26 protein-coding genes are annotated in these 25,200 nt (G+C 65.9%); 6 read left to right on the forward strand and 20 right to left on the reverse strand.

Annotated features, from left to right (window positions below; all coding sequences use genetic code 11):
• The first annotated feature begins 163 nt into the window (after window positions 1-163).
• The gene (locus tag S58_RS19910; protein ID WP_015667163.1) at window positions 164-838 is read left to right on the forward strand and encodes an HAD family hydrolase; all 675 of its coding nucleotides are present in this window, start codon (window positions 164-166) and stop codon (window positions 836-838) included.
• Between the two features lie 19 nt (window positions 839-857).
• Here S58_RS19910 and S58_RS19915 read toward each other — a convergent pair whose 3' ends face one another.
• The 4 genes from S58_RS19915 to S58_RS19930 all read right to left on the reverse strand — a co-directional run bounded on the left by S58_RS19915 (window position 858) and on the right by S58_RS19930 (window position 3,669).
• Window positions 858-1,694 (reverse strand): HD domain-containing protein, encoded by an 837-nt coding sequence (locus S58_RS19915; protein ID WP_015667164.1) that lies wholly within the window; start codon window positions 1,692-1,694, stop codon window positions 858-860.
• 297 nt (window positions 1,695-1,991) lie between these two features.
• Complete coding sequence (locus S58_RS19920; protein WP_015667165.1) at window positions 1,992-2,342, reverse strand: hypothetical protein; 351 nt, start codon at window positions 2,340-2,342, stop codon at window positions 1,992-1,994.
• Window positions 2,343-2,382: 40 nt separating this feature from the next.
• Window positions 2,383-3,267 carry a hypothetical protein gene (locus S58_RS19925; protein ID WP_015667166.1) on the reverse strand — a complete coding sequence of 295 codons (885 nt, stop codon included), beginning with the start codon at window positions 3,265-3,267 and terminating at the stop codon, window positions 2,383-2,385.
• Window positions 3,268-3,486: 219 nt separating this feature from the next.
• The gene (locus tag S58_RS19930) at window positions 3,487-3,669 is read right to left on the reverse strand and encodes a hypothetical protein (RefSeq protein ID WP_042340825.1); all 183 of its coding nucleotides are present in this window, start codon (window positions 3,667-3,669) and stop codon (window positions 3,487-3,489) included.
• Window positions 3,670-3,888: 219 nt separating this feature from the next.
• Between S58_RS19930 and S58_RS19935 the strand changes: the two genes are divergently transcribed.
• Both S58_RS19935 and S58_RS19940 read left to right on the forward strand, forming a co-directional pair.
• The gene (locus S58_RS19935) at window positions 3,889-4,122 is read left to right on the forward strand and encodes a DUF6894 family protein (RefSeq protein WP_015667168.1); all 234 of its coding nucleotides are present in this window, start codon (window positions 3,889-3,891) and stop codon (window positions 4,120-4,122) included.
• Window positions 4,123-4,419: 297 nt separating this feature from the next.
• Window positions 4,420-4,815 (forward strand): hypothetical protein, encoded by a 396-nt coding sequence (locus S58_RS19940; protein ID WP_042339960.1) that lies wholly within the window; start codon window positions 4,420-4,422, stop codon window positions 4,813-4,815.
• A 13-nt stretch (window positions 4,816-4,828) separates the two neighbouring features.
• Here the strand turns inward: S58_RS19940 and S58_RS19945 are convergent, their stop codons facing one another.
• The 5 genes from S58_RS19945 to S58_RS19965 all read right to left on the reverse strand — a co-directional run bounded on the left by S58_RS19945 (window position 4,829) and on the right by S58_RS19965 (window position 11,758).
• The gene (locus S58_RS19945) at window positions 4,829-5,755 is read right to left on the reverse strand and encodes a 2-hydroxyacid dehydrogenase (protein WP_015667170.1); all 927 of its coding nucleotides are present in this window, start codon (window positions 5,753-5,755) and stop codon (window positions 4,829-4,831) included.
• 7 nt (window positions 5,756-5,762) lie between these two features.
• The gene (locus tag S58_RS19950) at window positions 5,763-7,061 is read right to left on the reverse strand and encodes an ArgE/DapE family deacylase (protein ID WP_015667171.1); all 1,299 of its coding nucleotides are present in this window, start codon (window positions 7,059-7,061) and stop codon (window positions 5,763-5,765) included.
• Window positions 7,062-7,099: 38 nt separating this feature from the next.
• Window positions 7,100-8,377, reverse strand: coding sequence for a 4-aminobutyrate--2-oxoglutarate transaminase (gene gabT, locus S58_RS19955; protein ID WP_015667172.1), 1,278 nt, complete (start codon window positions 8,375-8,377; stop codon window positions 7,100-7,102).
• A 224-nt stretch (window positions 8,378-8,601) separates the two neighbouring features.
• Complete coding sequence (locus S58_RS39350; protein ID WP_042339962.1) at window positions 8,602-10,626, reverse strand: methyl-accepting chemotaxis protein; 2,025 nt, start codon at window positions 10,624-10,626, stop codon at window positions 8,602-8,604.
• Window positions 10,627-10,870: 244 nt separating this feature from the next.
• Window positions 10,871-11,758, reverse strand: coding sequence for a LysR substrate-binding domain-containing protein (locus tag S58_RS19965; RefSeq protein WP_042339964.1), 888 nt, complete (start codon window positions 11,756-11,758; stop codon window positions 10,871-10,873).
• A 390-nt stretch (window positions 11,759-12,148) separates the two neighbouring features.
• Here S58_RS19965 and S58_RS19970 point away from each other — a divergent pair, with 390 nt between their 5' ends.
• Window positions 12,149-12,409 carry a hypothetical protein gene (locus S58_RS19970; RefSeq protein ID WP_015667175.1) on the forward strand — a complete coding sequence of 87 codons (261 nt, stop codon included), beginning with the start codon at window positions 12,149-12,151 and terminating at the stop codon, window positions 12,407-12,409.
• 62 nt (window positions 12,410-12,471) lie between these two features.
• Here the strand turns inward: S58_RS19970 and S58_RS19975 are convergent, their stop codons facing one another.
• Window positions 12,472-13,062 carry an NADPH-dependent FMN reductase gene (locus S58_RS19975; RefSeq protein WP_015667176.1) on the reverse strand — a complete coding sequence of 197 codons (591 nt, stop codon included), beginning with the start codon at window positions 13,060-13,062 and terminating at the stop codon, window positions 12,472-12,474.
• A gap of 130 nt (window positions 13,063-13,192) precedes the next feature.
• A complete protein-coding gene (locus tag S58_RS19980; protein WP_244440609.1) occupies window positions 13,193-13,450 on the reverse strand; it encodes a hypothetical protein in 258 nt (85 codons plus the stop codon).
• Window positions 13,451-13,774: 324 nt separating this feature from the next.
• On the opposite strand from S58_RS19980, the gene S58_RS19985 reads away from it, so the two are divergent.
• Complete coding sequence (locus S58_RS19985) at window positions 13,775-14,221, forward strand: hypothetical protein (RefSeq protein ID WP_015667178.1); 447 nt, start codon at window positions 13,775-13,777, stop codon at window positions 14,219-14,221.
• A 31-nt stretch (window positions 14,222-14,252) separates the two neighbouring features.
• Here the strand turns inward: S58_RS19985 and S58_RS19990 are convergent, their stop codons facing one another.
• The 9 genes from S58_RS19990 to S58_RS20030 form a co-directional block, all read right to left on the reverse strand.
• Window positions 14,253-15,449 (reverse strand): acyl-CoA dehydrogenase family protein, encoded by a 1,197-nt coding sequence (locus S58_RS19990; RefSeq protein WP_015667179.1) that lies wholly within the window; start codon window positions 15,447-15,449, stop codon window positions 14,253-14,255.
• Between the two features lie 27 nt (window positions 15,450-15,476).
• On the reverse strand, window positions 15,477-16,253 hold the full coding sequence (locus tag S58_RS19995; protein ID WP_015667180.1) for an ABC transporter ATP-binding protein: 777 nt from the start codon (window positions 16,251-16,253) through the stop codon (window positions 15,477-15,479).
• 55 nt (window positions 16,254-16,308) lie between these two features.
• Window positions 16,309-17,652, reverse strand: coding sequence for an ABC transporter substrate-binding protein (locus S58_RS20000; RefSeq protein WP_015667181.1), 1,344 nt, complete (start codon window positions 17,650-17,652; stop codon window positions 16,309-16,311).
• Window positions 17,653-17,676: 24 nt separating this feature from the next.
• Window positions 17,677-18,732, reverse strand: coding sequence for a branched-chain amino acid ABC transporter permease (locus tag S58_RS20005; RefSeq protein ID WP_015667182.1), 1,056 nt, complete (start codon window positions 18,730-18,732; stop codon window positions 17,677-17,679).
• Window positions 18,732-19,622, reverse strand: a complete 891-nt coding sequence (locus tag S58_RS20010) for a branched-chain amino acid ABC transporter permease (protein ID WP_015667183.1) — start codon at window positions 19,620-19,622, stop codon at window positions 18,732-18,734. The genes S58_RS20005 and S58_RS20010 overlap by 1 nt, the downstream gene beginning before the upstream one ends.
• Window positions 19,622-20,539, reverse strand: a complete 918-nt coding sequence (locus tag S58_RS20015; RefSeq protein WP_015667184.1) for an ABC transporter ATP-binding protein — start codon at window positions 20,537-20,539, stop codon at window positions 19,622-19,624. Before S58_RS20015 ends, S58_RS20010 begins: the two co-directional genes overlap by 1 nt.
• A 10-nt stretch (window positions 20,540-20,549) precedes the next feature.
• Entirely contained in the window at window positions 20,550-21,656 is a 1,107-nt protein-coding gene (gene sfnG / locus S58_RS20020; RefSeq protein ID WP_015667185.1) for a dimethylsulfone monooxygenase SfnG, read from the reverse strand.
• 1,516 nt (window positions 21,657-23,172) lie between these two features.
• Complete coding sequence (locus tag S58_RS20025) at window positions 23,173-23,430, reverse strand: hypothetical protein (protein ID WP_015667186.1); 258 nt, start codon at window positions 23,428-23,430, stop codon at window positions 23,173-23,175.
• 66 nt (window positions 23,431-23,496) lie between these two features.
• A complete protein-coding gene (locus tag S58_RS20030; RefSeq protein ID WP_042339969.1) occupies window positions 23,497-24,540 on the reverse strand; it encodes a DUF2778 domain-containing protein in 1,044 nt (347 codons plus the stop codon).
• 226 nt (window positions 24,541-24,766) lie between these two features.
• Here S58_RS20030 and S58_RS20035 point away from each other — a divergent pair, with 226 nt between their 5' ends.
• Window positions 24,767-25,198, forward strand: coding sequence for a DUF1810 domain-containing protein (locus tag S58_RS20035; protein ID WP_015667188.1), 432 nt, complete (start codon window positions 24,767-24,769; stop codon window positions 25,196-25,198).
• Window positions 25,199-25,200: the final 2 nt, after the last annotated feature.

A 25,200-nucleotide genomic window follows, 5' to 3' on the forward strand; every position in this document is an offset into this window, starting at 1 on the left:
GGTGAGAATTGCGCGGCGCGCCCCCGGCGATGGCTGGACGGCGCGCTGGCGCATTGGCCATGAAGGACCGGAAAAGACGGCAACCGACGGCCAGGACCCCGAATGCCCGCTGCCGCTTGGCCTTGCAGCTGCTACGCAGCAAACGTCCAGCCCGGAGCGACCAATGCGCATCGAAACCGCCTTCCTGTTCGACCTCGACGGCACGCTGGTCGACAGCGTCTATCAACATGTGCTCGCCTGGAAGACCGCGCTCGACTCCGAGAACATCGAGCTCTCGGTCTGGCGCATCCATCGCAAGATCGGCATGAGCGGCGGCCTGTTCACCAACCAGCTGCTGCGTGAGACCGGCTTTGCCATGGAGCCTGACCGCATCGAGCGGCTCAGGCGCGCACATGCGACCGCCTATCAGGAGCTCGGACGGCAGGTCCGTCCCCTCCCCGGCGCCCGCGAGCTGCTCGCGTTCCTGACCGACGCCAATATCCCCTGGGCGATCGCGACCAGCGGCCGGATGGAGACGGCCGCCGTCAACCTCGCCGCCCTCGGCGTCGACCCCAAGGCGAGCCCCGTCGTGACGCGCGACGAGGTCCGCTATGCAAAGCCCGATCCCGACCTGTTCCTCGCCGCCGCGGCGCGCCTCAACGTGCCGATCGAGCGCGCGGTCGTGGTCGGCGACAGCATCTGGGACATGCTAGCCGCAACACGCTGCCGGGCGCTCGGTGTCGGCCTCTTGAGCGGCGGCTATGGCTCGGAGGAACTGCGCCAGTCCGGCGCCATCCGCGTCTACGAGGATCCGGCCGACCTGCTCGGCCACATCGACGAGGTCGGCGGCCGGCGGTGAGTCCTGCACCGGCTATCCGTCAGGTCTGCGGGCCGGACAGCGAGATGTCGCGCTCGGCACGGAACACGTTGGCGTAGAGATTTGCGATCCACTGCCGTCCCGTCGAGGTCATGTTGAGATAACGAATCTCGGTCTGGATGTGCGGAGCGACGCTGTTCCAATAGAACTGCGGATAGCGGTTGACGATGTCGGCCGGTGAACCGTAGCCGAGCTGCCGGTTGATGCCGACCTCCTCGAACTCATGATACAGCGCATTGGCCTTGCGGATGTAGTTGGGATCGCCGAGCTGCCCGATCAGATCGGCCGCACGCACGATCGACTGCTCCTCGTCGAACTGCTGGCCCGCAAGCGGCGGAAAGCGCGTGCCCTCGATGGCGCGGGCGATGCGGTCCTTGTCGAGCGGCGCCATGCCTTCGATGCGGTTGATGACGTACAGCTTGGAGCGATCGACGTGATACGGCATCAGGCTGGCATCGGAGGAGCCGCGCGGCAGGCAGATCTTGCGGCCGCCCCGATCGATGACGAAGCCGTCGCTATCGTCCTCCTTGAACAGACCCCGCACATAACCGATGTCGTGCAGCAGACAGGCCATGATCACGTGGACATAGTCCTCCGCCGTCATATGGCTGTGGAGCGCACGACCACGCAGGATCTCATGACCTGCAAGCGTGACCAGCAATGTGTGCTCGACGTTGTGATACAGCGCATCGCTGTTGCCGATGCATTCCAGCGCGATGCGAGCCGCAGCCGGAAGCATCTCCGACAGCTGGGTGTGGGAGGATCCGAAACGCCGGCGCATATAGGAGCTGAGGAACCGCTCCAACGCCGCTGCCGCGAGCTCCGGTAAGGTCATCATCGCTGCTGCCCCGCCTCAGACAGCCCAAAACACAACTCTAAAAGACACAACGCGGCAAAACACAAATCACGAAGACGCTGCTCAGGCCGACAGTGCAGAGGAAGACAGTGCTCGGGAACAACACAGCTCGCGACGGCCGGTTGCAAGTCCCTCACGTCCGGACCCGTCAGGCCGTCCCGGCCAACGAGCATAGCCCAGCTTGCCGATGTCGGCCACACCCGGATGAGGACGCCCGGGAAACTGCGGACGCGGCCGGCCGTCGATAGCAGGCGGACCACATTGGCCGCTGCGGCGTCTCTAATGTCCGCGAACCGGCAGCGGCGGACGCGGAGGCCGGGTCTCGCCGCGCGACAGCGATCGCCGGGCGCTCGTCTTGCGCGCGGGCGCCCCTGCCGGTGTATCAACCGACTGCAGATAAGTGCTCAGCGCCGATGCGGCGTCACTGCTGCTCGTATAATGCTGCTGCAGGAACAGATAGAGCGTCAGGCGAAAACGGCCCTTGGCAAGGCCTCGGGCCGAGCGGTGACAGCTTGCGCAGCTGTCGGCGAACAGCCGCGCGCCCGATTTTCCCGCATCGAGGTTTTCGGCCCGCGCGCCACTGACAACGATCAGCAACAGCGCCGCGGCTGCTCCGAGCCGCGCTACCATCCTGGCAGAGCGCGTCACCGCCGCTGCTCGATCGTGCCGCTCAGGCGACATCTGCGCGTGGCGTGTCCTCGGCCTGCGCGCCCAGCGCGTCGAGATCGACGAGTGCCGGGTCGTCGGGCAGCGGCTCGGTCTGCTGCTGTCCGCTGCCATGGACATGCATCAGCGTCTGCACTCGCCGCGCATTGAGATAGTCGACATGCTGGTGGGCAAGAGCGAGCGGCAGCAGCGCCTTGGGCAGCGCGCTCATGGTGAAGGCCGCGACCCGCTTCACCTCCTCGCCCTCCCGCCAGGTCAGCGGATTGAGCGTGTAGATCATCTGCCGGTCAGTCTCGGGAGCGGGCAACTGCCTGACTTCAGGCGGCGCCAGCAAGGCCACGTTGATGTTGCCGGCCCGCGTGCGGGTCGCCGCCGCGCGCAATTCCCAGCAGATCAGCTCGGCGGCCGAGAGCACCTCGTGCCGGATGTCGTCGACATCGGCTGCAAAGCGGCTGGCCTCGCTCAACGCCGCACGGCCGCGCGTGACCGCATCGACGAGCGCAGCCGCGCCGATCTCGAAGCGCGGAACCGCCTGCTCGATTGCCGATGCCACGGCTTCGATATCGTTGGCCGCACGGTCGCGCTCACGCTGCGCCACTGCGTCGGCAAAGGCGCGTTCGGCAAGGATGATCTGCTCGTCGCATTCGGCGACGGACGCGCGCAGCGCCTTGGCCTTCTGCTCCACCGCCTGCATTTTCGCTTCGGCGCGATCGAGCTGGCCATTGCTTGCGCCCGCCTTGGCGAGCCGCTCGGCGACAACACGCTTTTCTTCCAGCGCCTGCTCGGCCACGAGCAGACGCTCGGTCAGCCGCTGCCGCGCGGCCTGCTTGTCCCTCAACGCGCGCTCGAAGATCTCGACCGGGCTCAGCTCACGCTTGAAAAAGACCATGGCAATAATCCCTGGACGGCGGACGCGCCGGCAACGTGGTCAGCGGCCAATCCACTGCCGAATCATTGCCTGAATCTTGCGTGGAAATTGGGTCGGAAACCAGGATGAGAATGCGGCCGCGCCCCCTTGACGGCTGGCATCGGCCGTAGACCCACGGGCCGCAGAGTCGCGGCCGCCGCCACCATTCGGATGCATTTTCTTAAAAAGAGAAGCTTTGCGTCAGCTCTGATGCGGTCCGCGCATCATCTTCATCGCCTCGGCGATGTGGCGCCATTCACGCGCCTCTTCGGTGTCGCCGTCGTTTTCGCAAGACAGAGCCTTCTGCGCGGCCTGGGCAATCGCTGCAGCCCCGTGCATTTCCAGCATCTGGCGGGCGACCGCATGAATCTGGGTTTCGGACATCATGCGCGGTGCTCCTATCGCACTGAGATTCAGCGTTAACCACCATGCCCGCGATGAGTTCCGGAAATTGCAACTGCGTGACCCCGGTCACTGCCAATGCGGTTCCGAAAGGCAACACTGTGCCCGTAATTTACCTTACGTGCTCAATCGTAATTTCGCTCGGCGCGCTGCGCTGTTACTAGTGGATCAGATGCAGCGATGATGGCTGAGGAGCCAGACATGACGCAGGTCTTCTTTCATTGCTCCAACGATGATGAGATTCTCATCGACCGGCGCGGAACCGCCGTCCTTGATCTGACCGAGGCCCGTGATCACGCGACGCGCGTGATGCACGCGCTGATTTCGGCCGAAAGCGGCGAGGACTGGCGAGACTGGGTCCTGCACGTCGCCGACGATCTCGATGAAGAAATCTTCGCGGTGCCGTTCTCGTCCATTCTCGGTCGCATGCATTGAAGTCGAGGCGAGTATGTTGTTCTCCGGAGTCCGCCGACTGGCTGCCCTGCGCGATCGCTGGAATAGTTTGTTCGCACGCGTGAGCGATCCCTACCGTCCCGAGCGCTATTACATGCGCGGGCCCGGACCGAAATGGCGCGCCAAGCACGGCACTTCGCGGCTGATGCAAACTTAAGCCGTCACCACGCGTCAGCGCCCCACCATCAGCATCCCCAGCACATCGCACGGTTCCCGGCCGCATTCTTCTCGCCACATTTGTCCTTCATTTCGTCGGCGGTGAGACCGAGGGGACATCGCATGACCAGAATGCTGGCGACAACGGCAGTCGCACTCACATTGATGACATCGTCCCTGATGACGCCGGCTGCGCAGGCCGGCGAGCACCGCGGCGGCGATGCTGCGCTGGGCGCATTGTCGGGCGCAGTCGTGTTCGGACCGGTGGGCGCCGTCGCCGGCGCCGTGGTGGGCTACACCGCAGGTCCATCGATCGCGCGCTCGTGGGGGTTCCGCCGGTCGCACGCGGCCCGGTCACAGCAGGTCCGTCGTCCGGTCAGAGAGAGCCAGGCCGCGATGACCGACTCTCCGCAGCCGCCACAGGCTGCGCCGCGCGGCGCGCCACTTCAGCCGAGAACCGCTGCTGCGGCACCTCCCCCGCGCGGCCCGATCGCCCCGCCGGTGCAGACCCTCGAATAGATGTGGCCTCTGCCTAGTAGCCGCGCGCGCGGTCGACGACGTTCAACAACATCTCGCCGCGCAGCAGCCGTCTCGCATTCTCGGCCACCTGCTGCGCAATGACCTCCCAGGAGGCGATCGCCGCCATGTGCGGCGTCACCAGCACGCCGGGCTCGCGCCACAGCGGATGATCGGCCGGCAGCGGCTCCTGCTCGAACACGTCGAGCACCGCGCCGCGCAGATGGCCACTGCGAATCAGCGCCACCATATCGTCCATGACCAGGTGCTCGCCGCGGCTGCACAGGATCAGCGCCGCCCCCTTGGGCAGCCGGCGCAGACGGGCGGCATCGAGCAGGCCGACCGTCGACGGCGTCAGCGGCAGCAGCGAGACCAGGATATCGGTCTCACTCAGGAAATCGTCGAGCGCAGCGGCGCCGCTGAACGTCTTCACGCCGGCGAGAAGCCTGGGCGAGCGCGACCAGGCGCTGACCGAGAAGCCGAGATCGACAAGGCGGACCGCCGCGTCGGTGCCGAGTGCGCCGAGCCCGAGAATGCCGACCCTGCGATCCCCAGCCTCGCGCTGATCGTAGCGCCGCCACCGGCCGTCCCGCGCATTGCTGATCACGCGGTCGAAGTCGCGGTGGAAATACAGCGTCCCCCACAGCACGAACTCGGTCATCGCCGAGGTGATGCCGGGATCGACGATCCGGCACAGCGGCACGTCCGGCACGGCGGGATCGGACAGGATATTGTCGACGCCGGCTGCGATGGAATGAATCAGCCGGAGCTTCGGCATTGCCGCGAGCGCGCCGGCTTCCGGCTTCCAGCAGACCGCAAGCTCGGCCTCGCGTGCGGGGGGCTCCGGCCAGGACGCAACGGTGACACCCGGCAGCTCGCGCGCGAGCAGCGCCTTCATCGGATCCATCAGGCCGGGACGACCGAGCAGTGCAACCGAGATCATATTGTCGTCACGCCTTCCGCAGCCCGCACCATTGTGCGACGAACATCGCGATGGAGAGCGTCGTCTTGCGAACACTGTCGAGATCGACGCGCTCGTCGAACGCATGCGGCCCGATGCCGTAGGGTCCGTAGCACAGCGCCGGGATGCCGTAGTCGACCGTGTAGTAGCGGGTGTCGTTGACGGCCGTGGACAGCCGCACATCCAGCGGCTGCTCGAACACGCGCGCATGCACCTCTGCCAGTGCAGCCTCGGCAGCGCTGCCGGGCTCGCACACGGCCGGATCGGCCTGGAAGCCGCTCCATACCAGCTCGACCGGATTCTCCGACAGGAAACTGTCGGCGGCTTGCGCCTTGGCGAGACATTGCTCGATGCCCGCCATGGCCTGCGCCGGCGTCTCGCCGGGCAGCACGCCCAGCCGGCAATCCAGGTCGCACCACGCCGGCGTCGAGCTCGCCCAGTCGCCGCCCTTGATGATGCCGACGTTGAACTTGATCGGATCCTTGACCTTGGCAAACCACGCATTGGACGTGGCGCGCGTGTTGATCTCCTTCGTGTGCTCCTGGAAGGCACGGATCAGATGCATCGCCGACAGGATCGCGTTGGTGCCGGTCTCGGCATAGGCGACGTGCACCGGCGTGCCGCGCACGCGCAGCCGGAACCAGATCGCGCCGACCTGGGCGCGGGTCAGCGTGTGGCCGGTGGGCTCCGGGATCAAACAGGCGTCAGCGGTGTAGCCGCGCATCAAGGTCGAGAGTGCGCCATTGCCGGTGCTCTCCTCCTCGGTCACGGTTTCCAGGTGAACGCGTCCGTCCGGCACGAAGCCGGCCGCCTTGATCGCGTCGAGTGCAAAGATCATTGCGGAAACGCCGGCCTTCATGTCCTGTGCGCCGCGCCCGATCATCCAGCCGTCGCGCACGATCGCCTCATAGGGCGGATCGTTCCAGAGATCGGGCGGCCCCTCGGGCACGACGTCGATATGGCCCTGCAGGATCAGGCTGCGGCCCTTGCCCTCGCTGTCGAGCGTCGCCACCACCTGCTTCGAGCCGTCGAGCGCAATGCCGTCCATCGGCGCTGCCTTGGGATGGCGCATCAGGTCGACATCGGCGAGGTTGAAGCGGTCGACCATGTAGCCGCGCGCCTCGAACTCGCCGGCCAGCCAGTCCTGCACCGGCGCCTCTTCGCCACGCAGGCTGCGGAACTGCACGAGTTGCTGCAGGAAGGCGACCTGCTGTTCGAAGTTGGCATCAATGGCGGCAGCGAGCCGCTCCATCACGTCATTCGGCACAGCCGCCGCAGTTTCAGTCACACCAAGCCTCCAGCCTTCGCACTCACCCCAGCCGCGCGTCAGGCGGCCAGACACTTCTCCAGGATCGCGAGCCCTTCGTCCACGATCTCGTCAGACGCGGTCAGCGGCACCAGAATGCGGATGGTGCTCGCCGTGACGCCGCAGGACAACAGGATGAGACCATTCTCGTGCGCCACACGAGTCACGCGCTTCGTCATCTCGGCATCCGGCTCGTCGCTGCCGCGCTGCTTCAGGATATCGAATGCAACCATCGCGCCAGGACCGCGCGGACCGGAAACCGGAACCAGCGTGTTGGCGCGCGAGAAGCGCGCGATCGCCGCCCGCAATCGGTCACCGATCGCGTTGGCACGGTCGAGCAGCTTCTCCTGCTCGAACACGTCGAGCACGGCCAGCGCCGCCGCGCAGGCCAGCGGATTGCCGCCATAGGTGCCGCCGAGGCCGCCCGGCTCGGCCGCGTCCATGATCGCCGCGCGCCCGATCACGCCCGACAGCGGCATGCCGCCGGCGAGGCTCTTGGCGACGCAGATCAGGTCGGGCTGGACGTCGTAATGCTCCATCGCGAACATCTTGCCGGTGCGGCCGAAGCCGGTCTGCACCTCGTCCGCGATCAGCACGATGCCGTTGGCGTCGCAGATCCGGCGCAAGCCCCGCATCAGCTCCGGCGGCGCCTGGTGGAAGCCGCCCTCACCCTGCACCGGCTCGATGATGATGGCGGCGACCTGCGAGGCGTCGATGTCGGCCTTGAAGATGAAATTGATGTAGGACAGCGTGTCCTCGACAGAGACGCTGCTACCGGCGATCGGGAACGGCGCATGCCAGATGCCCGGCAGCGGCGGCCCGAAGGGCTTCTTGTAGGGCAGCACCTTGCCCGTCATCGCGTTGGCGAGCGCGGTGCGGCCATGGAAGGCGCCGGTGAAGGCGATGATGCCGCTGCGGCCCGTGGCGGCGCGCGCGATCTTGATGGCGTTCTCGGTCGCCTCGGCGCCTGTCGTCAGCAGGATCGACTTGGCCGGGCCCGAGATCGGCGCCAGCGCATTGAGCCGCTCGCTCAAACGCACATAAGGCTCGTATTGCAGCACCTGGAAGCAGGTGTGGGTGAAACGGTCGAGCTGGGCGCGGATCGCGGCCACCACATGCGGGTGGCAATGTCCGGTGTTGAGCACGGCGATGCCGCCGGCGAAGTCGACGTAGCGCTTGCCTTCGACGTCCCAGACCTCGCTGTTGACTGCCCGGTCGGCAAATAGCGGCGTCGCGTAGCTCACGCCCCTGACGACGGCTTGGTGCCGTCGCGCCAGCAGTTCCTCGTTTGCAGCCATCGGCTCAACTCCTTGCAGGATCATTCGAGCGGCAGGCTAAGGCGCTGGTGATCGCGATCAATCAGCTTGCGTCCCGCGACAGGTGACTTTTATGCACCAGAGCCGCTGCAGGGCACAGATTACCGGCCAAGGTGCGCGGCGGTCCAGGACAGGTCGGACGACCGGCGCGCTCCAAGCGGCTCCGGCAAGCCGGCGGAGGGAGGGAACGGCCCGGCGACGGACGATCAGCCGATCCGCTTCAACTTGTCGATGTCGCCCATCACGCCGGCAAGCTCGGCGCTCCGCTCGCGCACGAAGTTGACGAGCTCGGCGAGGACGCCCGTGATCGTCTCGAGCTTGGTGAACATCTGCTCGATCTGCGTGACGATCCCACCATAGCCTTCGCCCGCCTGCACCAGCTGTCCGCGCGTTTCCTGGATGTTCGTGCCCAGCGATGCCAGCGAGTTTTCCATGCCGCCGATCGAGGCGTGCGTCCGCGACAGGCTGGAGCGCGTATCCTGAGCCAGCTTCTTGACCTCGCTCGCAACCACCGAGAAGCCGCGACCAGCCTCACCGGCGCGCGCGGATTCGATCGTGGCATTCAGCGCCAGCAGGTTGGTCTGACCGGCGATGGTGTCGATGATCTTGAGGATGTCACGCAAGCCGTTCATCGCCTGGGTCAGGCCGGCGAACTCATTGGCGAGCGCCGTCGTGTCGGTCGCCTTGACGGCCGAATCCGCGCTGGTCAGGATCACCGAATGGATATCCTTGACGATGGTGTTGATGGCGGCAGTCTGCCCCAGCGCGTTCTCCACCTTCTCGCTCAGCATCGCGCTGGTGCCGAGATATTCGGTGAGACGCGCGACAATCCCGTCCTTGATCCGGTTGAGCAGGATCATGCGATTGAGATGGCTGCGGGTGAAGTAGCTGGCGAAGTTTGCGTAGTGAACCGGGAACATGTCCGCGAACGGATCGCGCAGCTGCTGGCCCCGCGTGTCGAAGAACACCACCGCCGTCAGCGTCTGGTTGATGTTGATTCCGAACAATTCGCCGAAGGTCGAGAATCCCGCCGCAGGCATCGGCCAAAGACCGGACATGTTGCGCAGCGCGCTTTCGTTGTTCAATCGACGCAGGATGCAATCGTTGAGAACCGCCCCGATCGCCGGCGGCTTGCCCTGCAGGAAGGCCTGGAGATCCTTCCTGGTCTGCTCCACGAAATCGGTCGCTTCCAGAAGCTCCAGGCGATCGCCCGAGTTCACGTCGCAGAAGAATGAAATGACGCCCGTCTCAGCATTGATATCCGCGACCGACCGGACGAAGAGGTCAGCGCCCACCTCGATCCCGAAGGAATAGCGCTGCATCTTCGACATGACCCCGGCAGGCGTCGTCTTGAGCACGTCTGCAACGGCGTTGGCAAAAGGCCGGATCTCGTTGGTTCGCTCGTCGAGGACGCCGGACGCGGTGCGCCGGTTCGGATCGGCCCCCATCACGACGAAAGACTGACCGGTCTTCTTGAAATTCTGGCTCTTGAACAGACTGAACCCGCGTCCCGGAGCCATCTTCATGAAGACCAGAAGCGCGTGATTTTCGATCACGCGGCTGCCGTCGAACATGTAGGTGTTCTTGAAGTCGAGCTTGCCGCCGGCCGAGCCGCCGACGAAGGCGCACGGGAACTTGCCGGCCCTGTACACAGCCTCCATGAAATAGTTTTCGCTCGCCGATACGCCATCGACCAGCGTGAATGCGAGCGTGTCGCGCACATCGATGCCGAACGGCGTGCGCACCGCCGAGAGCGAGCGGACGATCGCGTCGATGCGCGCATCGTGCAGCAGCGAGGGCGAGCCCTTGCGGATGTCATCGTTCTGCAGCGGAACGGCGTGGATGCTCACCGCCTGAAACAGATCGGCGGGAAACACCTGGACCACCACGGACGACCAGCGGTTGCCCGTGGGCTTGTAAAGCGTTGCGGGCGTGGCGGCGCAGAGCTCGCCTGCGGTCGAGACCGCGACCACGGTCGTGGCCCCGGCCAGCCTGCGGAGCTCGGATGTGATCTTCGCGAAATCGAGATGCGGCGAGATGAACGCGAATGCAAGCGGCGACGCGGCGCCGTCGAACATGAAGCTTTCTGCGGAGACGCCACCAAGCCTGTCATCCGTATCGATGACGCGGATCGTCTGCGCCTCTCGCGGGCTCGACGGTTCCAAGTCAGCGGCAGGAACGACGGCGGGCTTCAACGAAGCCTGTGAGTTCTTCGAGAACAGTGCCAACACCTGATAGCCCCGCGTCCATTGGTAGCATCAACATCAACAATGAGTTGGTTAACGCCGCCTAATTGCCAATTGGTGTACGAGATCAGGGCTGCACTCGCGGCAAACGAGAATCTGCACCCGTACGACTACTGGTGCAGCGACGATTGATTCTCATTGTCACAGATCTCGCTGCAGCGCTGCTGACGTTCCCGAGTCGCGCAGCTGCATTGATCGGCCACGCCTCAACCGGGGAAATTCGGGCAAGCTATTCCGCGAGCACTTTCTTCAACCATCCCCGCAGCGCGGCGATGGCGGGCTCGTTCCAGCGCTCTTTGAGCGCGACGAGCTGATAGGCGCCCATGTGGATCGTCGACGGGATCACCTCGACCAGCGCGCCGCTGCGGATATCTTCCGCGACCAGCACCTCGTTGGCGAGCGCGACGCCCTGCCCGATGCGCGCCGCCTCGATCGCGAGGTGCGCATGCCACAGCCGCTGTCCGCGCAGCGTGACCAGCTGGTCCAGTCCCGCCAGCTCGAACCAGCGTTCCCACTGCGCGGTGGACTCCTCGTGGATCAGCGATGCCTTGGCGATGCCTGCAAGCGTCGTGATCCCCGGGAAGCGCGCCAGATAGGCCGGGCTCGCCACCGGAAACACCCGCGGACGCACCAATTCCTCGGCCACCACCGCGCCGCCCGTCTCGATCACCTCGGCATAGACGATCTCGGCATCGGCCTCGCCGCGCGGCAGGTCTGGATGCGACAGCGTCGGCTGCAGGTTGATGTCCCAGTTCCGCGGCGGACCGGTCAGCTCCGGTAGCCGCGCCAGCAGCCGCCGATTGGCAAGCCCGGGAATGCACCAGATGTTCAGGGTCGGGCGCGCCGCCGGTCTGATCAGCGTGGTGGCGCGGGCGATGATGTCGAAGGCCTGGGTGACCTCGGCGTGGAACAAGCGGCCGAGGTCGGTGAGCGCGAGGCCCCGCCCCTCCGCGCGCACCAGCACGACGCCGAGGCTGCGCTGCAGATTCTGCAGATGGCGCGACACGACGGTATGGCTGACGGCGAGCTCGTCGCCGGCCGCGCGCACGCTGCCCCTGCGGCCAACCGCCTCGAAGGCACGCAGCGCAATGAGAGAGGGCAATCGTGGTCTCGTCATGCTCGCACAGTTGTCAGCCTGCGCGATCCACTCCCTCGCCCGCCCGCAAGCGCGCCGCCACGATCTGTCGTTCTCGCGGCTGATGTCGGAGCGCCGGCCACCTTGGCGACGTCCGCAGACCGAACGCATGCGCTCCGCACGGAGTGCTGCACAAGGCCATGAGGGCGCTTACGCGCGTCATGTCCGCTCTTAGCGTCCGGAGCAGCGCGACGCCAGCCCACATGCTGCCACAGTCGGCAGCGACGCGGCTCGGCGCGCGCGCGAGGTTAATGCGGCCGGCGGACGAGCAAACACCCCTTAAGGATCGTCTCGCCGCCGGTGCGCCTTGCCTAAAAGTTTCCACAATCGGATTCTGAATCGGTGCTGCTTCGAGCAGGAGAACCCAAGGACATGCAGATCGCCCCCATGATCTTCGTCGGTTCGCTGGCTGCCATCGTCGCGACGGCAAGCCCCGCATTGGCGAAGAATACCCAGACGCCCCAGACCTCCAGGACGGACGAGCAGACCACCTCGTCCTCCGGGTGCCGCGCCTACCAGCAGGCGCCCGACGGGAGCTGGAAGGAACTGCCCTGCCAAGGTGGAGGCCAGGCGGCCAGCGCGCCGCGGCGGCAGCAGTCGGTGACCAACACGCCGAGCAGCGCCGCACGGTAGTCGTCTCGATGCGAGCCAGCCGGAGCGCGCCTGCGCTCCGGCCCGCACGTCAGCGACCGGCTTCAATAGGGTGGCGCCTTGCGCGCCCGCTGGTCCCGGCTCGCCTCGACCCACCACAACAGATCATCGGCGAACCGCGGGAACGCGCGCTCCAGCGCCTTGCCGGCATCGCCCATGGGCTTGCCGTCGGCCGACAACGCCTGTCCGATGGGACCGACCGCGAGCGTGCTCGACACCACGACCATGCCCATCTCCGACAGGGTGCCGTGCCAGGCGGTCGCCGCCCGCGCCCCCGACAGCCGGCCCGCCGAGTAGCTCGCAATTGCAGCAGGGCGCCAGAACCATTCCTCGAGGAAATGGTCGGTGAGGTTCTTCAGTCCGGGCTGCATGCCCCAATTATATTCGCCGGTGACGAACACGAAGCCGTCGGCGGCGCGGATCTTGGCCGCAAGCTCCGCCATGGCCGGCGGCGCTTCGCCCGGCCGGTATTCCTTGTACATGCGATCGAGCATCGGCAGGCCGACCGCCTTGGCGTCGATCAGCTCGACGTCGTGTCCCCTGGCGCTGATGCCGTCGACGACGAACTGCGCCAGCCGGATACCCATCCGGTCGATGCGATAGGAGCCGTAGAGGACGAGGATGCGGAAGCTCATGGCGGGTCAACTCCTGGCCGGTCGATCCGTGCCAGTCTACCACGCCTGCATTGCCATCGAGGTCGATCGTGGTGACGCCGCGGAGTGCCGATCCGCGGCGGGTCTCTGCCGAAGCCTGGTCGCGGGCGGTCTAACGCGTCACGGTCGCCGAGGCCGAGCGCTCTGACGGCCGTCCGAACACGCTGCGGCAACCGTCGCTGAGGCTGGCGCGCTGCTTCATCATGCAGGCGATGATGCGGTCGCGGTCGGGAATCTCCGACGAGCACAGCCGGAACACGTCGCCGGTACACAGCCGCCGCTGGTCGTCCTCCGTGAAGGCGTGGCCCGCGCGCGGGCCGGCCACCAACGCCAGCGCCAGCCCCGCCATCGCCACATTCACGTTCCGCATCCTGAACAGATCAGTTCGCATCGCCGTCCCCAATTCGCCCGCTGTTTGTCTGGTTCACCCGCTGCTCTCGCTGATGTCGCGAAGCAGTTGCCGCCGCAGAATCAAATGATGACACGTCGCCGCGCGCCTTCAACAAGCGCTCTCGTCCCTGCACCACTATTTTGCCGTCTGTTGCATCTTCGACTCCTTCGCAGCCAAGGAACCTGTGATGCGCCGCCAAATTGTCATTAGGCGAACGCAATCCGGCCCAGCGGCGCTCACACTCTCGCGGCGTAGTGGTGGCGCTCCGGGCCATCGCCCCGAGCCGATGTATGGAGTGGCGTCATGGCGTACACGATGATCGCTGAGCGGGAGCAGCAGAAGATCCGCAAGCAGCGCGAAAGCGCGCTGATCGTGATCGCCAATGCACAGGTCATGGAGGCCGAAGGCTGGCAGGTCGTGATCACCGACGAGGACGGCAACAGCCTGCCGCTCGCCGAGTTCGAGGCCAGCCTCTCGCAGAAATTCTCGTCCTGGTACAAAGCCAAATCACGGCCGGTGGTGCCCACCACCATTCCCGGACCGAACCTGTTCTCGGAGCCGGCCAATGACGACGCCGGGCCGGAAGACGTCATCGCGGCAGAGCTTGCGGCCGAGCAGGTCGAGACGGCTGCCGCCGAGGTCCAGCAGATCGCCGAGGACGATTTCGAAACGGCCGAGACCGCCAATGCTGTCCCGGCCGAGAAGGCCGAGCGCGAAGACATCGCGCTCGACGCCGAGGTGGCTGGCTAGCGCTGCGGCCGCGCCGCAGCATCAGGGAGCATTACTCCCCGCCTTCGTAGAACAGCTCGAGCGGCAGCCCGACCTGGGCCTTGCCGATCCATTCCCGCGCGATGATGTTGGACGGCCCCATCGCGATCGCGGCGCGTGCATCGCGGAAGGCGCGCTCGATCGGGCCGCGGTGATAGCCATAGCCGCCGGTCACGGTCAGCGCTGACGACGCCACCTTGTTGGCGACCTCGGCGGCGTGCACCTTGAACTCGGTCAGCGGGATCAGGAGCTCGCTCTGAGGCTTGCCGCCGTGCCACAGCTCGTCGAGCTTGTGCGCCAGCTCGATCCGCCACGGACGCAGGCTCTCGACCAGCACCTTGGCGGCGCCGAGCTCCTGTCGGATCGCCTGGTAATCCGAGAGGCTCTTGTTGCGGTCCTTGTGGACGAAGCCGGTGGTGTGCGCGACCGCAGCATTCAGCACGCCGCGCGCCAGCCCCTCCCAGACCGCGCCGAGGCCGATCAGGTAGACCGGCGAGACGCCGTCATAGATGATCTCCTTGCCCTGCCCTTCGGCGCCGAGCCGGTCGCGCCGCGGCACGCGCACGTTCTTGTAGCTGATGCCGCCGGAATGGTTGGCGCGGACGCCGAGCGCCTCCCATGGCCGCGACTCGATGCCCTCAGCCTTGCCGTCGACGATGAAGAAGATGATGTCGGCCTGGTCCTTGGCGCCGGGCGTGCGGGTCTGGGCGACGTAGAAGTCGGCCTGGCCAGAGCTCGTCGTGAACGACTTGTCGGCATTGAGCCGGTAGTCCTCGCCGTCGCGCGAAGCCTCCGACAGATTGTACCACCAATGACCGCCAGTGGCGCGCTCGCTGGTCGAGTACGTTCCGAGCAGCCGGCCGCCATCCGCCTTCAGCCAGCGCTCCTTCTGGTCGTCGGTGCCGAACAAATTGATGGTCTGCGCCGCGCCGACATGCATGACGTAGACGAGACCGGTCGAGGCATCGGCCTGGCCGATGCGATAGGCGGCCTCGGCGAAATCGACATGGCCGAGCCCGAGCCCGCCGAAGCGCGGCGCGTTGAGCACGCCGGTCCAGCCGGCCTCGGCGAGCGCGCGCAGGTTCTCGCGGGGAAAGCGGCCCTCGCGGTCGTTGCGGTCGGCATTGGCCTTGATGACGTCGGCCACGATCGTGTCGAGCTGCGGATAAGGGCCTTCCTCGATCTTGCGTGCGGCAGTGCTGGTCGCCATGAACGGTCTCCTCTGGATGTGATGAAGTCAGGCCACGGCCTGGGTGGTCTGCGCCGGCGCGGTCGCGCCGCCGAGATAGAGATGCTTGATGTCCGGACGCTGCCGCAGTTCGCGCGCGGGACCGGCGAGCACGCTGCGGCCGCCCTCCAGCACGATCGCGTGATCGGCGAAGCGCAGCGCCACGGTGGAGTTCTGCTCGGCCACGAGGATGGATAGCCCCTCCTCGGCATTGAGCTTCTTGAGCGCGCGAAAGATGCCTTCGACCACCAGCGGCGCGAGCCCCATCGACGGCTCGTCGAGCACCAGCAGCCGCGGCCGCGACATCAGCGCACGACCGATCGCCGTCATCTGCTGCTCGCCGCCGGAGGTGAGCCCGGCCACCGAACGACGGTGCCGCGTGAGCTGCGGGAACAAGGCGTAGACACGTTCGAGATCGGCGCTGATCTCGCCTCGCCTGGCATCGCGGCCGATCGCGCCGGTGATCAGGTTCTCCTCGACGCTCAGCGAGACAAAGCAATGCCGGCCCTCCAGCACCGGCACCAGCCCAATCCGCACCAGTTGCGCCGGGGATGACGACGACACGTCGCGGCCGTCATAGCTGATACGTCCGCCGGTGATCTGCCCGCGCCGCGCCGGCAGCAGCGCCGAGACCGCCTGCAGGGTAGTCGACTTGCCGGCACCGTTGGCGCCGAGCACGGCAACGATCTCGCCGCGCCGCACGGCGAACGACACGTCGCTGACGGCACGGATCGCCTGGTCATAGGTCGCCGCCAGATGCGCGACCGACAACAGCACGTCACTCATGTCCTGAAATCCTTCGGTAGAATGCGCGGGAGATTGGCTCCCGCGCATGCAGGCCTTACTGCCCGACCGGATCATCACCCGACGTGCGGATCTTGATGCCGTGCTCCCGCGCGTAGGCCGTCGACGACTTCTCGATGATCGGCCGCAGCGCCGCCCAGTCCGGCGAGATCCAGTCGGAGACGACCTTCCACCTGGCGCCGTCCCATTGCTGGAAGGTCACGCGGCCGTTGCCCTCGTGATTGTCCCAGGTGACGTTGATCGAGTGGAACAGGCCCTTGGCGCCGAGCGCTTCCACGCGCGCCGGATCGAGCTGCAGGTGCTCGAAGCCCCAGCGGACCTCGTCGCCGGTCAGGGTCCGCTTGCCGAACTTCTCCTGCGCGATGCGGACCGCCTCGACGTTGAGGATGCCATTCACGATGCCGAGATTGTGGTAGACGCTGCCGATCCGCTTCTTGTCGTCGAGATTGCCCTTGCCGGCGCCGTAGACGGTCTTGATCACCTCCTGCAGCACCGGGTATTCGGCGCCGGAGGCCTGGGTGGTGATCGCGACATAGCCCTTGGCGGCATCACCGGCCGGGATCACGTCCTCTTCCGAGTTGGACCAGACGTTGCCGATGATGTGGTCGACCGGGAAGCCTGTCTTCTGCGCGGTCTTCAGCGCCACCGGGTTCATCACGCCCCAGCCGCGCAGCACGACATAATCGGCCTTGGCGCGACGGATCGACAGCCATTGCGACTGCTGCTCGTTGCCGGGATGCGGCACCTCGATCTGCTCGAGCTCGAAGCCGTATTTGTCCGCGAGCAGCTTGTAGATCGGGATCGTCTCCTTGCCGTAAGGAGAGCCGTGATAGAGCACGACGAGCTTCTTGCCCTTCAGCTTCTCAGCACCACCCTCGCGGTTGGCAATGTAGTTCACGATGCCCGAGGTCTCGCTGTAGGGATTGAGCAGCAGCGGGAAGACGTAAGGGAACACGCGACCATCGGTGGAGTCCGTGCGGCCGTGGTTGATCGTGATCAGCGGCACCTTGTCCTTGCCGATGCGATCGATCATCGCATAGGCGATGCCGACCGAGAGCGGATTCCAGGCGGCCACGCCGGGCCGGCTCTTCAGCCGCTCATAGACCTCGACGCCGCGCTCGACCTCGTACTGGGTCTCGCCCTCGTCCCAGGTCAGCTTGACGCCATTGACGCCGCCGTCGCGGATGTTGATGAGGTTGAGATAGTCGATGAAGCCGCCGAAGAAGCAGGTGCCGCCGGCCGCATAGGGGCCGACGCGATAGCTCTGCAGCGGAAAGAACTGCTCGTCGGCTTTCGCCGGCAGGCTGGTCGCCAGCCCCAAGGCAAGCGCCGCCCCCAAGGATAGCTTCAAGGCCAGCTTCGCACGTCTGAACGTCGTCATCAGGATCTCCTTCTGGTGGGTGTTTCAGGTCTGGGATGAACGGAAGCGGCGCAGCGCGCGCGTGGCACGATCGACGAGGGCGATCAGGCCGCGCGGCTCGGCGATCAGGACGGCAATGATCAGCGCGCCGATGACGATGCGCTGGCTCATTTCGAGCACGCCGGAATCGAACACGCTGCCGAGCACCGCGGCCCCGAGCCGCGACAGCAGCAGGGGAAAGGCGACGATGAAGGCCGCGCCGACGAAGGCGCCGCGCAGCGACGCCAGCCCACCGATGATGATGATGAACAGGATCTGGAACGAGCGGTCGAGATTGAAGCCGGCCGGCTCGACCGTGCGCAAGTAGGCGAATGCCCAGAGCACGCCGGCGACACCGATCAGGAACGACGAGAACCCGAAGGCGAGCAGCTTGGTACGCAAGAGCGGCACGCCGATCACCTTGGCTGCGACCTCGTGGTCGCGCACCGCGATGAAGTTGCGCCCGGTCTGCGAGGCCAGCAGCCGCGCCGTCAGCGCGGTGGCGATCGCCACGACCGAGAGCGAGAACACATAGCGGCCGGTCGCCGAGGTGAAGGTCAGGCTGCCCACACGAAGCACCGGCGCGTCGATCACGCCCGACGCATTGTCGTTGGAGAACCAGCCGAACTTGGTCAGCGCCCACTGCACGAAGAACTGCGCGGCCAAGGTCGAGACCGCGAGATAGAAGCCGCGCAGCCGCAGGCTGGGCAGGCCGAAGATGATGCCGATCGCAGCTGCGATGCCGCCGGCCAGCACGATGTCGGCGAGGAGCGGCAGTTCCGGCAATCTCAAGTTGAGATCGTAGGCCGCATAAGCGCCGACCGCGAGGAACGCCGCCGACCCCAGCGACACCTGGCCGGCATAGCCGGTGAGCACGTTGAGGCCGACGGCCGCGAGCGCCAGCGCGAGGAACGGCGTCAGCACCGCGTCCATCAGATAGTCCGAGCCGACCAGCGGCACGATGATGTAGCCGAGCCCAAGCAGCAGGACGATGCCGAGCGCATTGGCATTCAACAGCGACGACCGCGCCGGTGCCGGGACGATGTCAGTGATCGTGGTCATCACACCCGCTCCACCAGCTTCTGGCCGAACAGGCCGGACGGACGCACCAGGAGCAGCGCCAGCGCCACGACATAGGCCGCCCAGGCCTCGATGCCGCCGCCGAAGAACGGCCCGACATAGACCTCCGCCAGCTTCTCGATGGCGCCGATCAACAGCCCGCCGACGATCGCGCCGGTGATGGAATCGAAGCCGCCGAGCACCAGCACCGGCAGCGCCTTCAGCACCACCAGGGACAGCGAGAACTGCACGCCGAGCCGCGCGCCCCACAGCAGACCCGCCACCAGCGCGACGATGCCGGCGGCCGTCCACACTGAAGCCCACACAAGCGGCAGCCGCAGCCCGACCGCGAGCGCGGCGAACTGATCATCGGCGACGGCGCGGAACGCGAGCCCGGTGCGGGTGTAGCGGAAGAACAGCGTGAACAGCGCGACCATGCTGCCGGCGACTGCGGCCGCGAACAGGTCGAAGCGGCTGATGAACACGCCGCCGATGTCGAACGGGATGTCGCTGACGCCGATCTCCAGCCCATGCACCTGGGTGCCCCACAGCAGCTGCGCGGCGCCCTCGATGACGTAGGACAGGCCGAGCGTGGCCATGAACAGCGTGATCGGCGGCTGGTTGATCAGCGGCCGCAGCACGGCGCGCTCGATGGTGATGCCGAGCGCCACCATGATAGCGAGCGTGGCGAGCAGCGCCAGCGCGAACGGCGTACCGCGCTCGACCAGGCTGACGAAGGTCAGCGCCGCGAACAGCAGCATCGCGCCTTGCGCGAAATTGAGCACGCCCGAGGTCTTGTAGATCAGCACGAAGCCGATCGCGACCAGCGAGTACATCACCCCGGAGAGCAGCCCGCCGAGCAGCACTTCGACGAGAAACTGATAGTCGAACATCAGATCGCGAGCTCCGTTTCGTCCTCATGGGCGACGCCGAGATAGGCGTCGATGACCGCCTGGTTGGCGCGGATCTCGGCGGGCGGCCCGTCGGCGATCTTGCGTCCGTAGTCGAGCACGGCGATGTGGTCGGAGAGCTCCATGACGATGCCAATGTCGTGCTCGATCAGCACGATGGTGGTGCCGTAGCGGTCGCGCGCGCCGCGTACGTGCTGCGCCAGTTCCTGCTTCTCGCTCACGGTCACCCCGGCGAACGGCTCATCGAGTAGCAGGAGTTTTGGACGTGCCACCAGCGCACGCGCCAGCTCGACCCGCTTCTGCAGGCCGTAAGGCAGGGTGCCGGCGATGCGATCCCTGATGTCGCCGAGATGCAGGAAGCCGATCACCTCCTCGGCCGCGGCGCGGTTCTCAGCCTCGATCCGCCGCGCCAGCGGCGAGCCGACGAGCTGGCGGATGAAGCCGGCACGGACGCGGTGCGCCAGCCCCATCAGCACGTTGTCGAACACCGAGAGCCCCTTGAACAAGGCAAGGTTCTGGAAGGTCCGGGCGACGCCGTGGTGCGCGAGGCTCGCCGTCGGCACCTGGCGGAACGCGTGATCGCCGAACCACACCTCGCCCTGGTCCGCCCGATAGAGCCCACTGATCACGTTCAGCAGCGAGCTCTTGCCGGCGCCGTTGGGGCCGATCACCGCCCGGATCTCGCCTTGCGCGACGTCGAGATCGACATCGCGCAAGGCAGCAAGTCCGCCGAACGACAGCGAGATGTTGGCGAGCCTGAGCACCGCACGCGGAGCATCCGCATCAGAGCGAGCCGGCACGCCCGCCGGCTCTACAGCAAGCACCTGGCGTGCCGTCCCCGGAGCCCATGTCTCCAGGGCCAGCACGTCCAGCGATGTGGTGAGGCCGCTCAACAGCATCGTGCCCGCCCTACTCGGCCGCCTGCAGGCCAGCCTTGGTCTGAACCTTGGCTTCGAGCTCGCGCACCAGCGGGATCACGTGCTTGCCGAAATAGGCGACCTCCTCCTGGAAGTGCAGGAAGCCGAGCAGCACCAGATCGACGCCGACCTGCTTGAGCGCGACGATGCGCTCGGCGATCTGCAAGGGCGTGCCGATCAAATTGGTCTTGAAGCCATCATTGTACTGGACGAGATCCTCGAAGGTCGATTTGGCCCAATTGCCCTCGCGCTCCGGCGAGGCCTTGCCGGCATTCGCCACCTCATGGGCAAAGGCATGGACGGCGTCGGGGTTGGCGTGATCGATGATCTCCTTGAGCACGGCCTGCGCCTCGGCTTCGGTGTCGCGCGCGATCGCGAACGCATTGACGCCGATCTTCACGGAATGATTGTTGGCCTTCGCCTTGGCCCTGATGTCGTCGACCTGCGCCTGGATGCCCTCGACCGAGTTGCCGTTGGTGAAGTACCAGTCGGAGACACGCGAGGCCATGTCGCGGGCCGCACGCGAGCTGCCGCCCTGGAAGATCTCGGGCTGCGGGTCGATCGGCTTCGGCTTCAGCGTGTAGTTCGTGAAGCGATAGAAGTCGCCGCGAAGATTGAAATTGTCCTCGGTCCAGATCCCCCGGAGAGCACGAATGAACTCCTCCGAGCGGCGGTAGCGCTCGTCGTGGTCGAGCCAGGGCTCGCCGATCGCCGTGAACTCGCCGCGGAACCAGCCACTGACGATGTTGACCGCCACGCGGCCCTCGGTGAGATGGTTGATGGTGGCGATCTGCTTGGCGACGACGGCGGGATGCCAGGGGCCAGGCAGGATCGCCGCAATCACCTTCAGCGTCGTGGTCGCTTCGAGCAGCGCGTGGCTGAACGACACCGATTCATGCTGATATTCGGCGCCGTAGCCGGCCGTAAAACGAATCTGGCTGAGTGCATAGTCGAAGCCGCTGGCCTCGGCGATCTGCGCCAGCTTCTTGTTGTAGCCGATGTCCCAGCTCGTGCGCTGCGCGATGTTGGAGATCACGAGACCGCCCGACACGTTGGGCACCCAATAGGCGAACTTGATGGACGAGTCCTTGGCCGTCATATGCTTTCCTCGTTTGTCTTGCTGGTCACGAATGTCCGCCCCGCCTTGATGAGGACGGCAGACAGCGTCTGCGCTGCCGGCCCGGCAGCACATGTTTGCTTGCATCGCGATTTCGCGTGATGAGCAGGCAACGCCCGCCGATGTCGCGGCGTCCAGGCGCCGCTTTCGTCAGATCAATGGATCAACAGAACCGGGCGCAGACCGTGCGCAACAGGCTTCCATTCATGCGCAGAGCCGCATCACTGGAGCGATTGCCATTGTTGCCGATCATGCAAATCCCCTCTGTCAATCACCATCGACCGACGCATGAAGTGTCGCAGAGAAGCGCTGGGGCAGCGAGTCCAAGACCGTCTCTTTTTGAACGTGGCGGTAAAAGCGTCTTCCGTAGTTGCGCGGGATGCGGATTATTTTTGCTGCCGATCATCTTCAGTTCCGCCGGCCAGAACATCTTTCGGCCTGCGAACTAATAGAAGCCAGATCGCGCGACGAAGGCACCCGGTCTGACAGACAACTCATCGATAGAGAAAAAGACCGCTGCCCGTCGGGCAAATCAGCACGGATTCTTCTGGGACCGGCGAACATCCGGAGGTTGAATGGTCTGAAATCGCGATGCGCGCAAAAACGATTTTCTCCTGATGCATCAAGCTGATTTGGCCTGTCCAGTCCCGCAGGCAAAAATATTCCGCTTTTCCTAACTCGCGATCGATGCTCTTGTCGCGTCATCTTCCGCTCGCAAGAGGGACGTATCGCGGTCGTCACGGACGTGGAGCGGGAGGAGCGGTGGACGCGATGGCAGCGCAGCGCATCTTGCGCCGACGAACGCTGTCGTCGCGTACGGTCAAGTCGCGTGGTCCTGGCATCCCGACGCTGATGCCCCCGCGGTGGCGCGCCCAAAGCGCGTCATCGTGCACGGTGACCAGAAAGCCCGGCGCACCGGGGAGCACGCGAAGCAGCCGTTAAGATCATCGCGCGGGGAATGCCGGTTGTCGGCTGAACCTGTGGTGACTGCCGCCTGCTTTTTTTCTGCAGGCGGGCCATGGGTTGCGGCCAGCAGCCCGGCATTCCCCGCGCCCTCTGTTATTCGGGGGGCAAGACGAACGGATCACTCGGGCGCTCTGCGCAGCGAGAGCGCGAAGGCATGCGTGCAGCAGCGTTTCCATAAACTCAGTGTCATTCCGGGGCGCGCGCAGCGCGAGCCCCGGAATGCCGCTGAGGCGAGATGGCGCCCCACTCACCGCTGTCATGCCCCGCCCCCGGGTCTCGCCTTCGGCGAGCCCAAGGACAGGCTCCGGCGGGGTATCCAGTACGCCGCGGCCCCTCGGACAACCACGACTGCCTCGGCGTACTGGATCGCCCGGTCCCGTCTTGGCCTGGCGGCTTTGACGCGGCGGGGGATGCGAGGGCGCGCCGCAGCTTCAGCGAAGGCGGCAAGCCGGGCGACGACACCGAATGTGAAGCGAGCGAACGTTCAACACGAGCAGCGGCCCTACATGGCAGGTGCCTCAGACCAGGTCCCTCACAACAGCTTCGCACTCACGAACAGCGTGCGCACCGCGTTGGTGGCCTGCACGGTCATGATCGCATGGTCGGCCGCGTCCTGCAGGGCCGCCATCGCCTGGTCGTGCAGCGACTTGAACTCCATCCATTCGACGGAGTTGAGACTGGTGAGGAACTGATGGGCCTGCCCGACCGTCGAAATCACGAGCGGCTTGCCATTCACCTTGATGTTGAAGGTGGTACGCAGACGCGTTTCCGAGCTTGCGGGATCATTCATGAGGACCTTCCGGAAGATGCGACTGACGTCGCCGCCGGGGTCGCGCACGGGACCAGCAACACAACGTCACTCGGTCTTTTGCGCGGTCCGCGTCGGGGTATCAGCCTCGAGCCCGATGACGACGACGAGTCGGTTGAACTCGCCGTCATCATACGCCTTCAGGAAGCGATCGTAATTCTTGATCGACACGCAGCCGTTCGAGTCGCCCTCCGGACCCAGCATATAGGGGTGGGTGAGAAGGCCGCTGCGGCCGAGGGTCGATCCGTCCACCACGTTCATGCGCAGGGCGCGCACGCCGTGAAACGGCCTTTCGCGTGGCTTGAGATCGTAGGTGGCGGGCGGCGTCGCGCCGACCATGCGCTGATTGACGTGCTCGGGGTCGTCACGCAGGCTGCCCATCCCGGAATGGGCTTCGAGCCCGATACCGGAGGGCAGATAGACCATCTTTGCCTTGATGTCGTAGACTGCGGTCTTGTCGTAGCCGAGCGCCCCGAGATCGATGCCGGAACGCACGACGCCGCTGTCAGGTCCGAGCGAAGCGAGCTTGGTCGGGTTCGGCAGCAGGTCCGACAGCTTCTGCAGGATCGAGCGATCGTCGACGCGCCCGACGGCTTCCGTCGCACTGGCCGAGACCAGGCTGGTCGGCAGGTTGGCCACGGACGGCCGCGGCCGCGGCAGCGGCACGCCGGGGGCGGGCATCGTGACCGAGCTTCCCTCCGTGAGCATCGGCCGCCAGTCGCTGTTGTTGGGGTCGCGCGCGCCTGCATCGCGCGATTCCATGCCCTTCACCAGCGCGGCCCGGGCATCGAGCAGCTGGCGGTCGATGCCGCCGCGGAGTGCGAATCGGTCGAGCGCGCGGACGGCGTCTTTTTCCGAATAGGCAGAGGCCGAGGCCGAGGCCGGCGCGAACCGTGTCTCGAACGTCATGGACGGCGTGGCGGCTGGCGGCAACGCTGCGGCCGCACTGGGCACAGAATCGCTGCTGGCAGCGATCCATGCAGAAGCGCCCGCTGCGATCGCGAGTGCTGCAAGCACGAGCGCGATCGCTTCGGAGCGCCCGAAGCGGCCATGCGACAACAGAACGTCTACGCTTGCTTCACTGGAAGCCATCACGTCCCCGATATACCCCCCTCTTCGGACCACCCGCAGAAGGCGTCCGACCCCAAGGGGTACGATTCGACCCGTCATGACATAGGATGGCAAGAGTGCGGCATAATCTAGACAAAGGCCAGCACGGATTGCTCGGGGCAGCTTTATTCCCGGCGCCGCCAAAGATACGGCCACGGCACTCGCGCAAACCGAATTACCGATCATGCTCAATCGGTTGGAGGAAAACATGAACCTGGAAGCTGATCCCCTTGGCCGATTTGTCGACGCACAGAATTCGATTTATTCGCGCGTGACCGCCGAACTTGCGGCCGGACACAAACAAAGCCACTGGATGTGGTTCATCTTTCCGCAGGTCGAGGGGCTCGGCACCTCGGTCATGGCGCAGCGCTACGCCATCCGCTCCGGCGCGGAGGCTGAGGCCTTCCTCGCCCATCCCGTGCTCGGGCCGCGCCTTCTCGAATGCACGCGCCTCGTGCTCGCCGTGCGGGACAAGTCGCTGCGCGAGATCCTGGGCTCGCCCGACGATGTCAAATTCCGATCCTGCATGACGCTGTTCGATGCGGTCCGGCCGGATGCGGAGTTCGCAATGGCGCTCGATCGCTATTGCGACGGCAAGCGCGACCAGGCGACGTTGGCGTTTCTGCGCCGCGCCGGATGACG

The organism is Bradyrhizobium oligotrophicum S58 (assembly GCF_000344805.1).
In the GTDB taxonomy this organism is placed as follows: domain Bacteria; phylum Pseudomonadota; class Alphaproteobacteria; order Rhizobiales; family Xanthobacteraceae; genus Bradyrhizobium; species Bradyrhizobium oligotrophicum.

Bases quoted from the DNA above. Each gene is read 5' to 3' on its own strand.
- S58_RS19910 (WP_015667163.1), top strand. From the start codon at position 164: ATGCGCATCGAAACCGCCTTCCTGTTCGACCTCGACGGCACGCTGGTC.
- S58_RS19915 (WP_015667164.1), bottom strand. From the start codon at position 1,694: ATGATGACCTTACCGGAGCTCGCGGCAGCGGCGTTGGAGCGGTTCCTC.
- S58_RS19920 (WP_015667165.1), bottom strand. From the start codon at position 2,342: ATGGTAGCGCGGCTCGGAGCAGCCGCGGCGCTGTTGCTGATCGTTGTC.
- S58_RS19925 (WP_015667166.1), bottom strand. From the start codon at position 3,267: ATGGTCTTTTTCAAGCGTGAGCTGAGCCCGGTCGAGATCTTCGAGCGC.
- S58_RS19930 (WP_042340825.1), bottom strand. From the start codon at position 3,669: ATGTCCGAAACCCAGATTCATGCGGTCGCCCGCCAGATGCTGGAAATG.
- S58_RS19935 (WP_015667168.1), top strand. From the start codon at position 3,889: ATGACGCAGGTCTTCTTTCATTGCTCCAACGATGATGAGATTCTCATC.
- S58_RS19940 (WP_042339960.1), top strand. From the start codon at position 4,420: ATGACCAGAATGCTGGCGACAACGGCAGTCGCACTCACATTGATGACA.
- S58_RS19945 (WP_015667170.1), bottom strand. From the start codon at position 5,755: ATGATCTCGGTTGCACTGCTCGGTCGTCCCGGCCTGATGGATCCGATG.
- gabT (WP_015667172.1), bottom strand. From the start codon at position 8,377: ATGGCTGCAAACGAGGAACTGCTGGCGCGACGGCACCAAGCCGTCGTC.
- S58_RS19965 (WP_042339964.1), bottom strand. From the start codon at position 11,758: ATGACGAGACCACGATTGCCCTCTCTCATTGCGCTGCGTGCCTTCGAG.
- S58_RS19970 (WP_015667175.1), top strand. From the start codon at position 12,149: ATGCAGATCGCCCCCATGATCTTCGTCGGTTCGCTGGCTGCCATCGTC.
- S58_RS19975 (WP_015667176.1), bottom strand. From the start codon at position 13,062: ATGAGCTTCCGCATCCTCGTCCTCTACGGCTCCTATCGCATCGACCGG.
- S58_RS19980 (WP_244440609.1), bottom strand. From the start codon at position 13,450: ATGCGGAACGTGAATGTGGCGATGGCGGGGCTGGCGCTGGCGTTGGTG.
- S58_RS19985 (WP_015667178.1), top strand. From the start codon at position 13,775: ATGGCGTACACGATGATCGCTGAGCGGGAGCAGCAGAAGATCCGCAAG.
- S58_RS19990 (WP_015667179.1), bottom strand. From the start codon at position 15,449: ATGGCGACCAGCACTGCCGCACGCAAGATCGAGGAAGGCCCTTATCCG.
- S58_RS19995 (WP_015667180.1), bottom strand. From the start codon at position 16,253: ATGAGTGACGTGCTGTTGTCGGTCGCGCATCTGGCGGCGACCTATGAC.
- S58_RS20000 (WP_015667181.1), bottom strand. From the start codon at position 17,652: ATGACGACGTTCAGACGTGCGAAGCTGGCCTTGAAGCTATCCTTGGGG.
- S58_RS20005 (WP_015667182.1), bottom strand. From the start codon at position 18,732: ATGACCACGATCACTGACATCGTCCCGGCACCGGCGCGGTCGTCGCTG.
- S58_RS20010 (WP_015667183.1), bottom strand. From the start codon at position 19,622: ATGTTCGACTATCAGTTTCTCGTCGAAGTGCTGCTCGGCGGGCTGCTC.
- S58_RS20015 (WP_015667184.1), bottom strand. From the start codon at position 20,539: ATGCTGTTGAGCGGCCTCACCACATCGCTGGACGTGCTGGCCCTGGAG.
- sfnG (WP_015667185.1), bottom strand. From the start codon at position 21,656: ATGACGGCCAAGGACTCGTCCATCAAGTTCGCCTATTGGGTGCCCAAC.
- S58_RS20025 (WP_015667186.1), bottom strand. From the start codon at position 23,430: ATGAATGATCCCGCAAGCTCGGAAACGCGTCTGCGTACCACCTTCAAC.
- S58_RS20030 (WP_042339969.1), bottom strand. From the start codon at position 24,540: ATGGCTTCCAGTGAAGCAAGCGTAGACGTTCTGTTGTCGCATGGCCGC.
- S58_RS20035 (WP_015667188.1), top strand. From the start codon at position 24,767: ATGAACCTGGAAGCTGATCCCCTTGGCCGATTTGTCGACGCACAGAAT.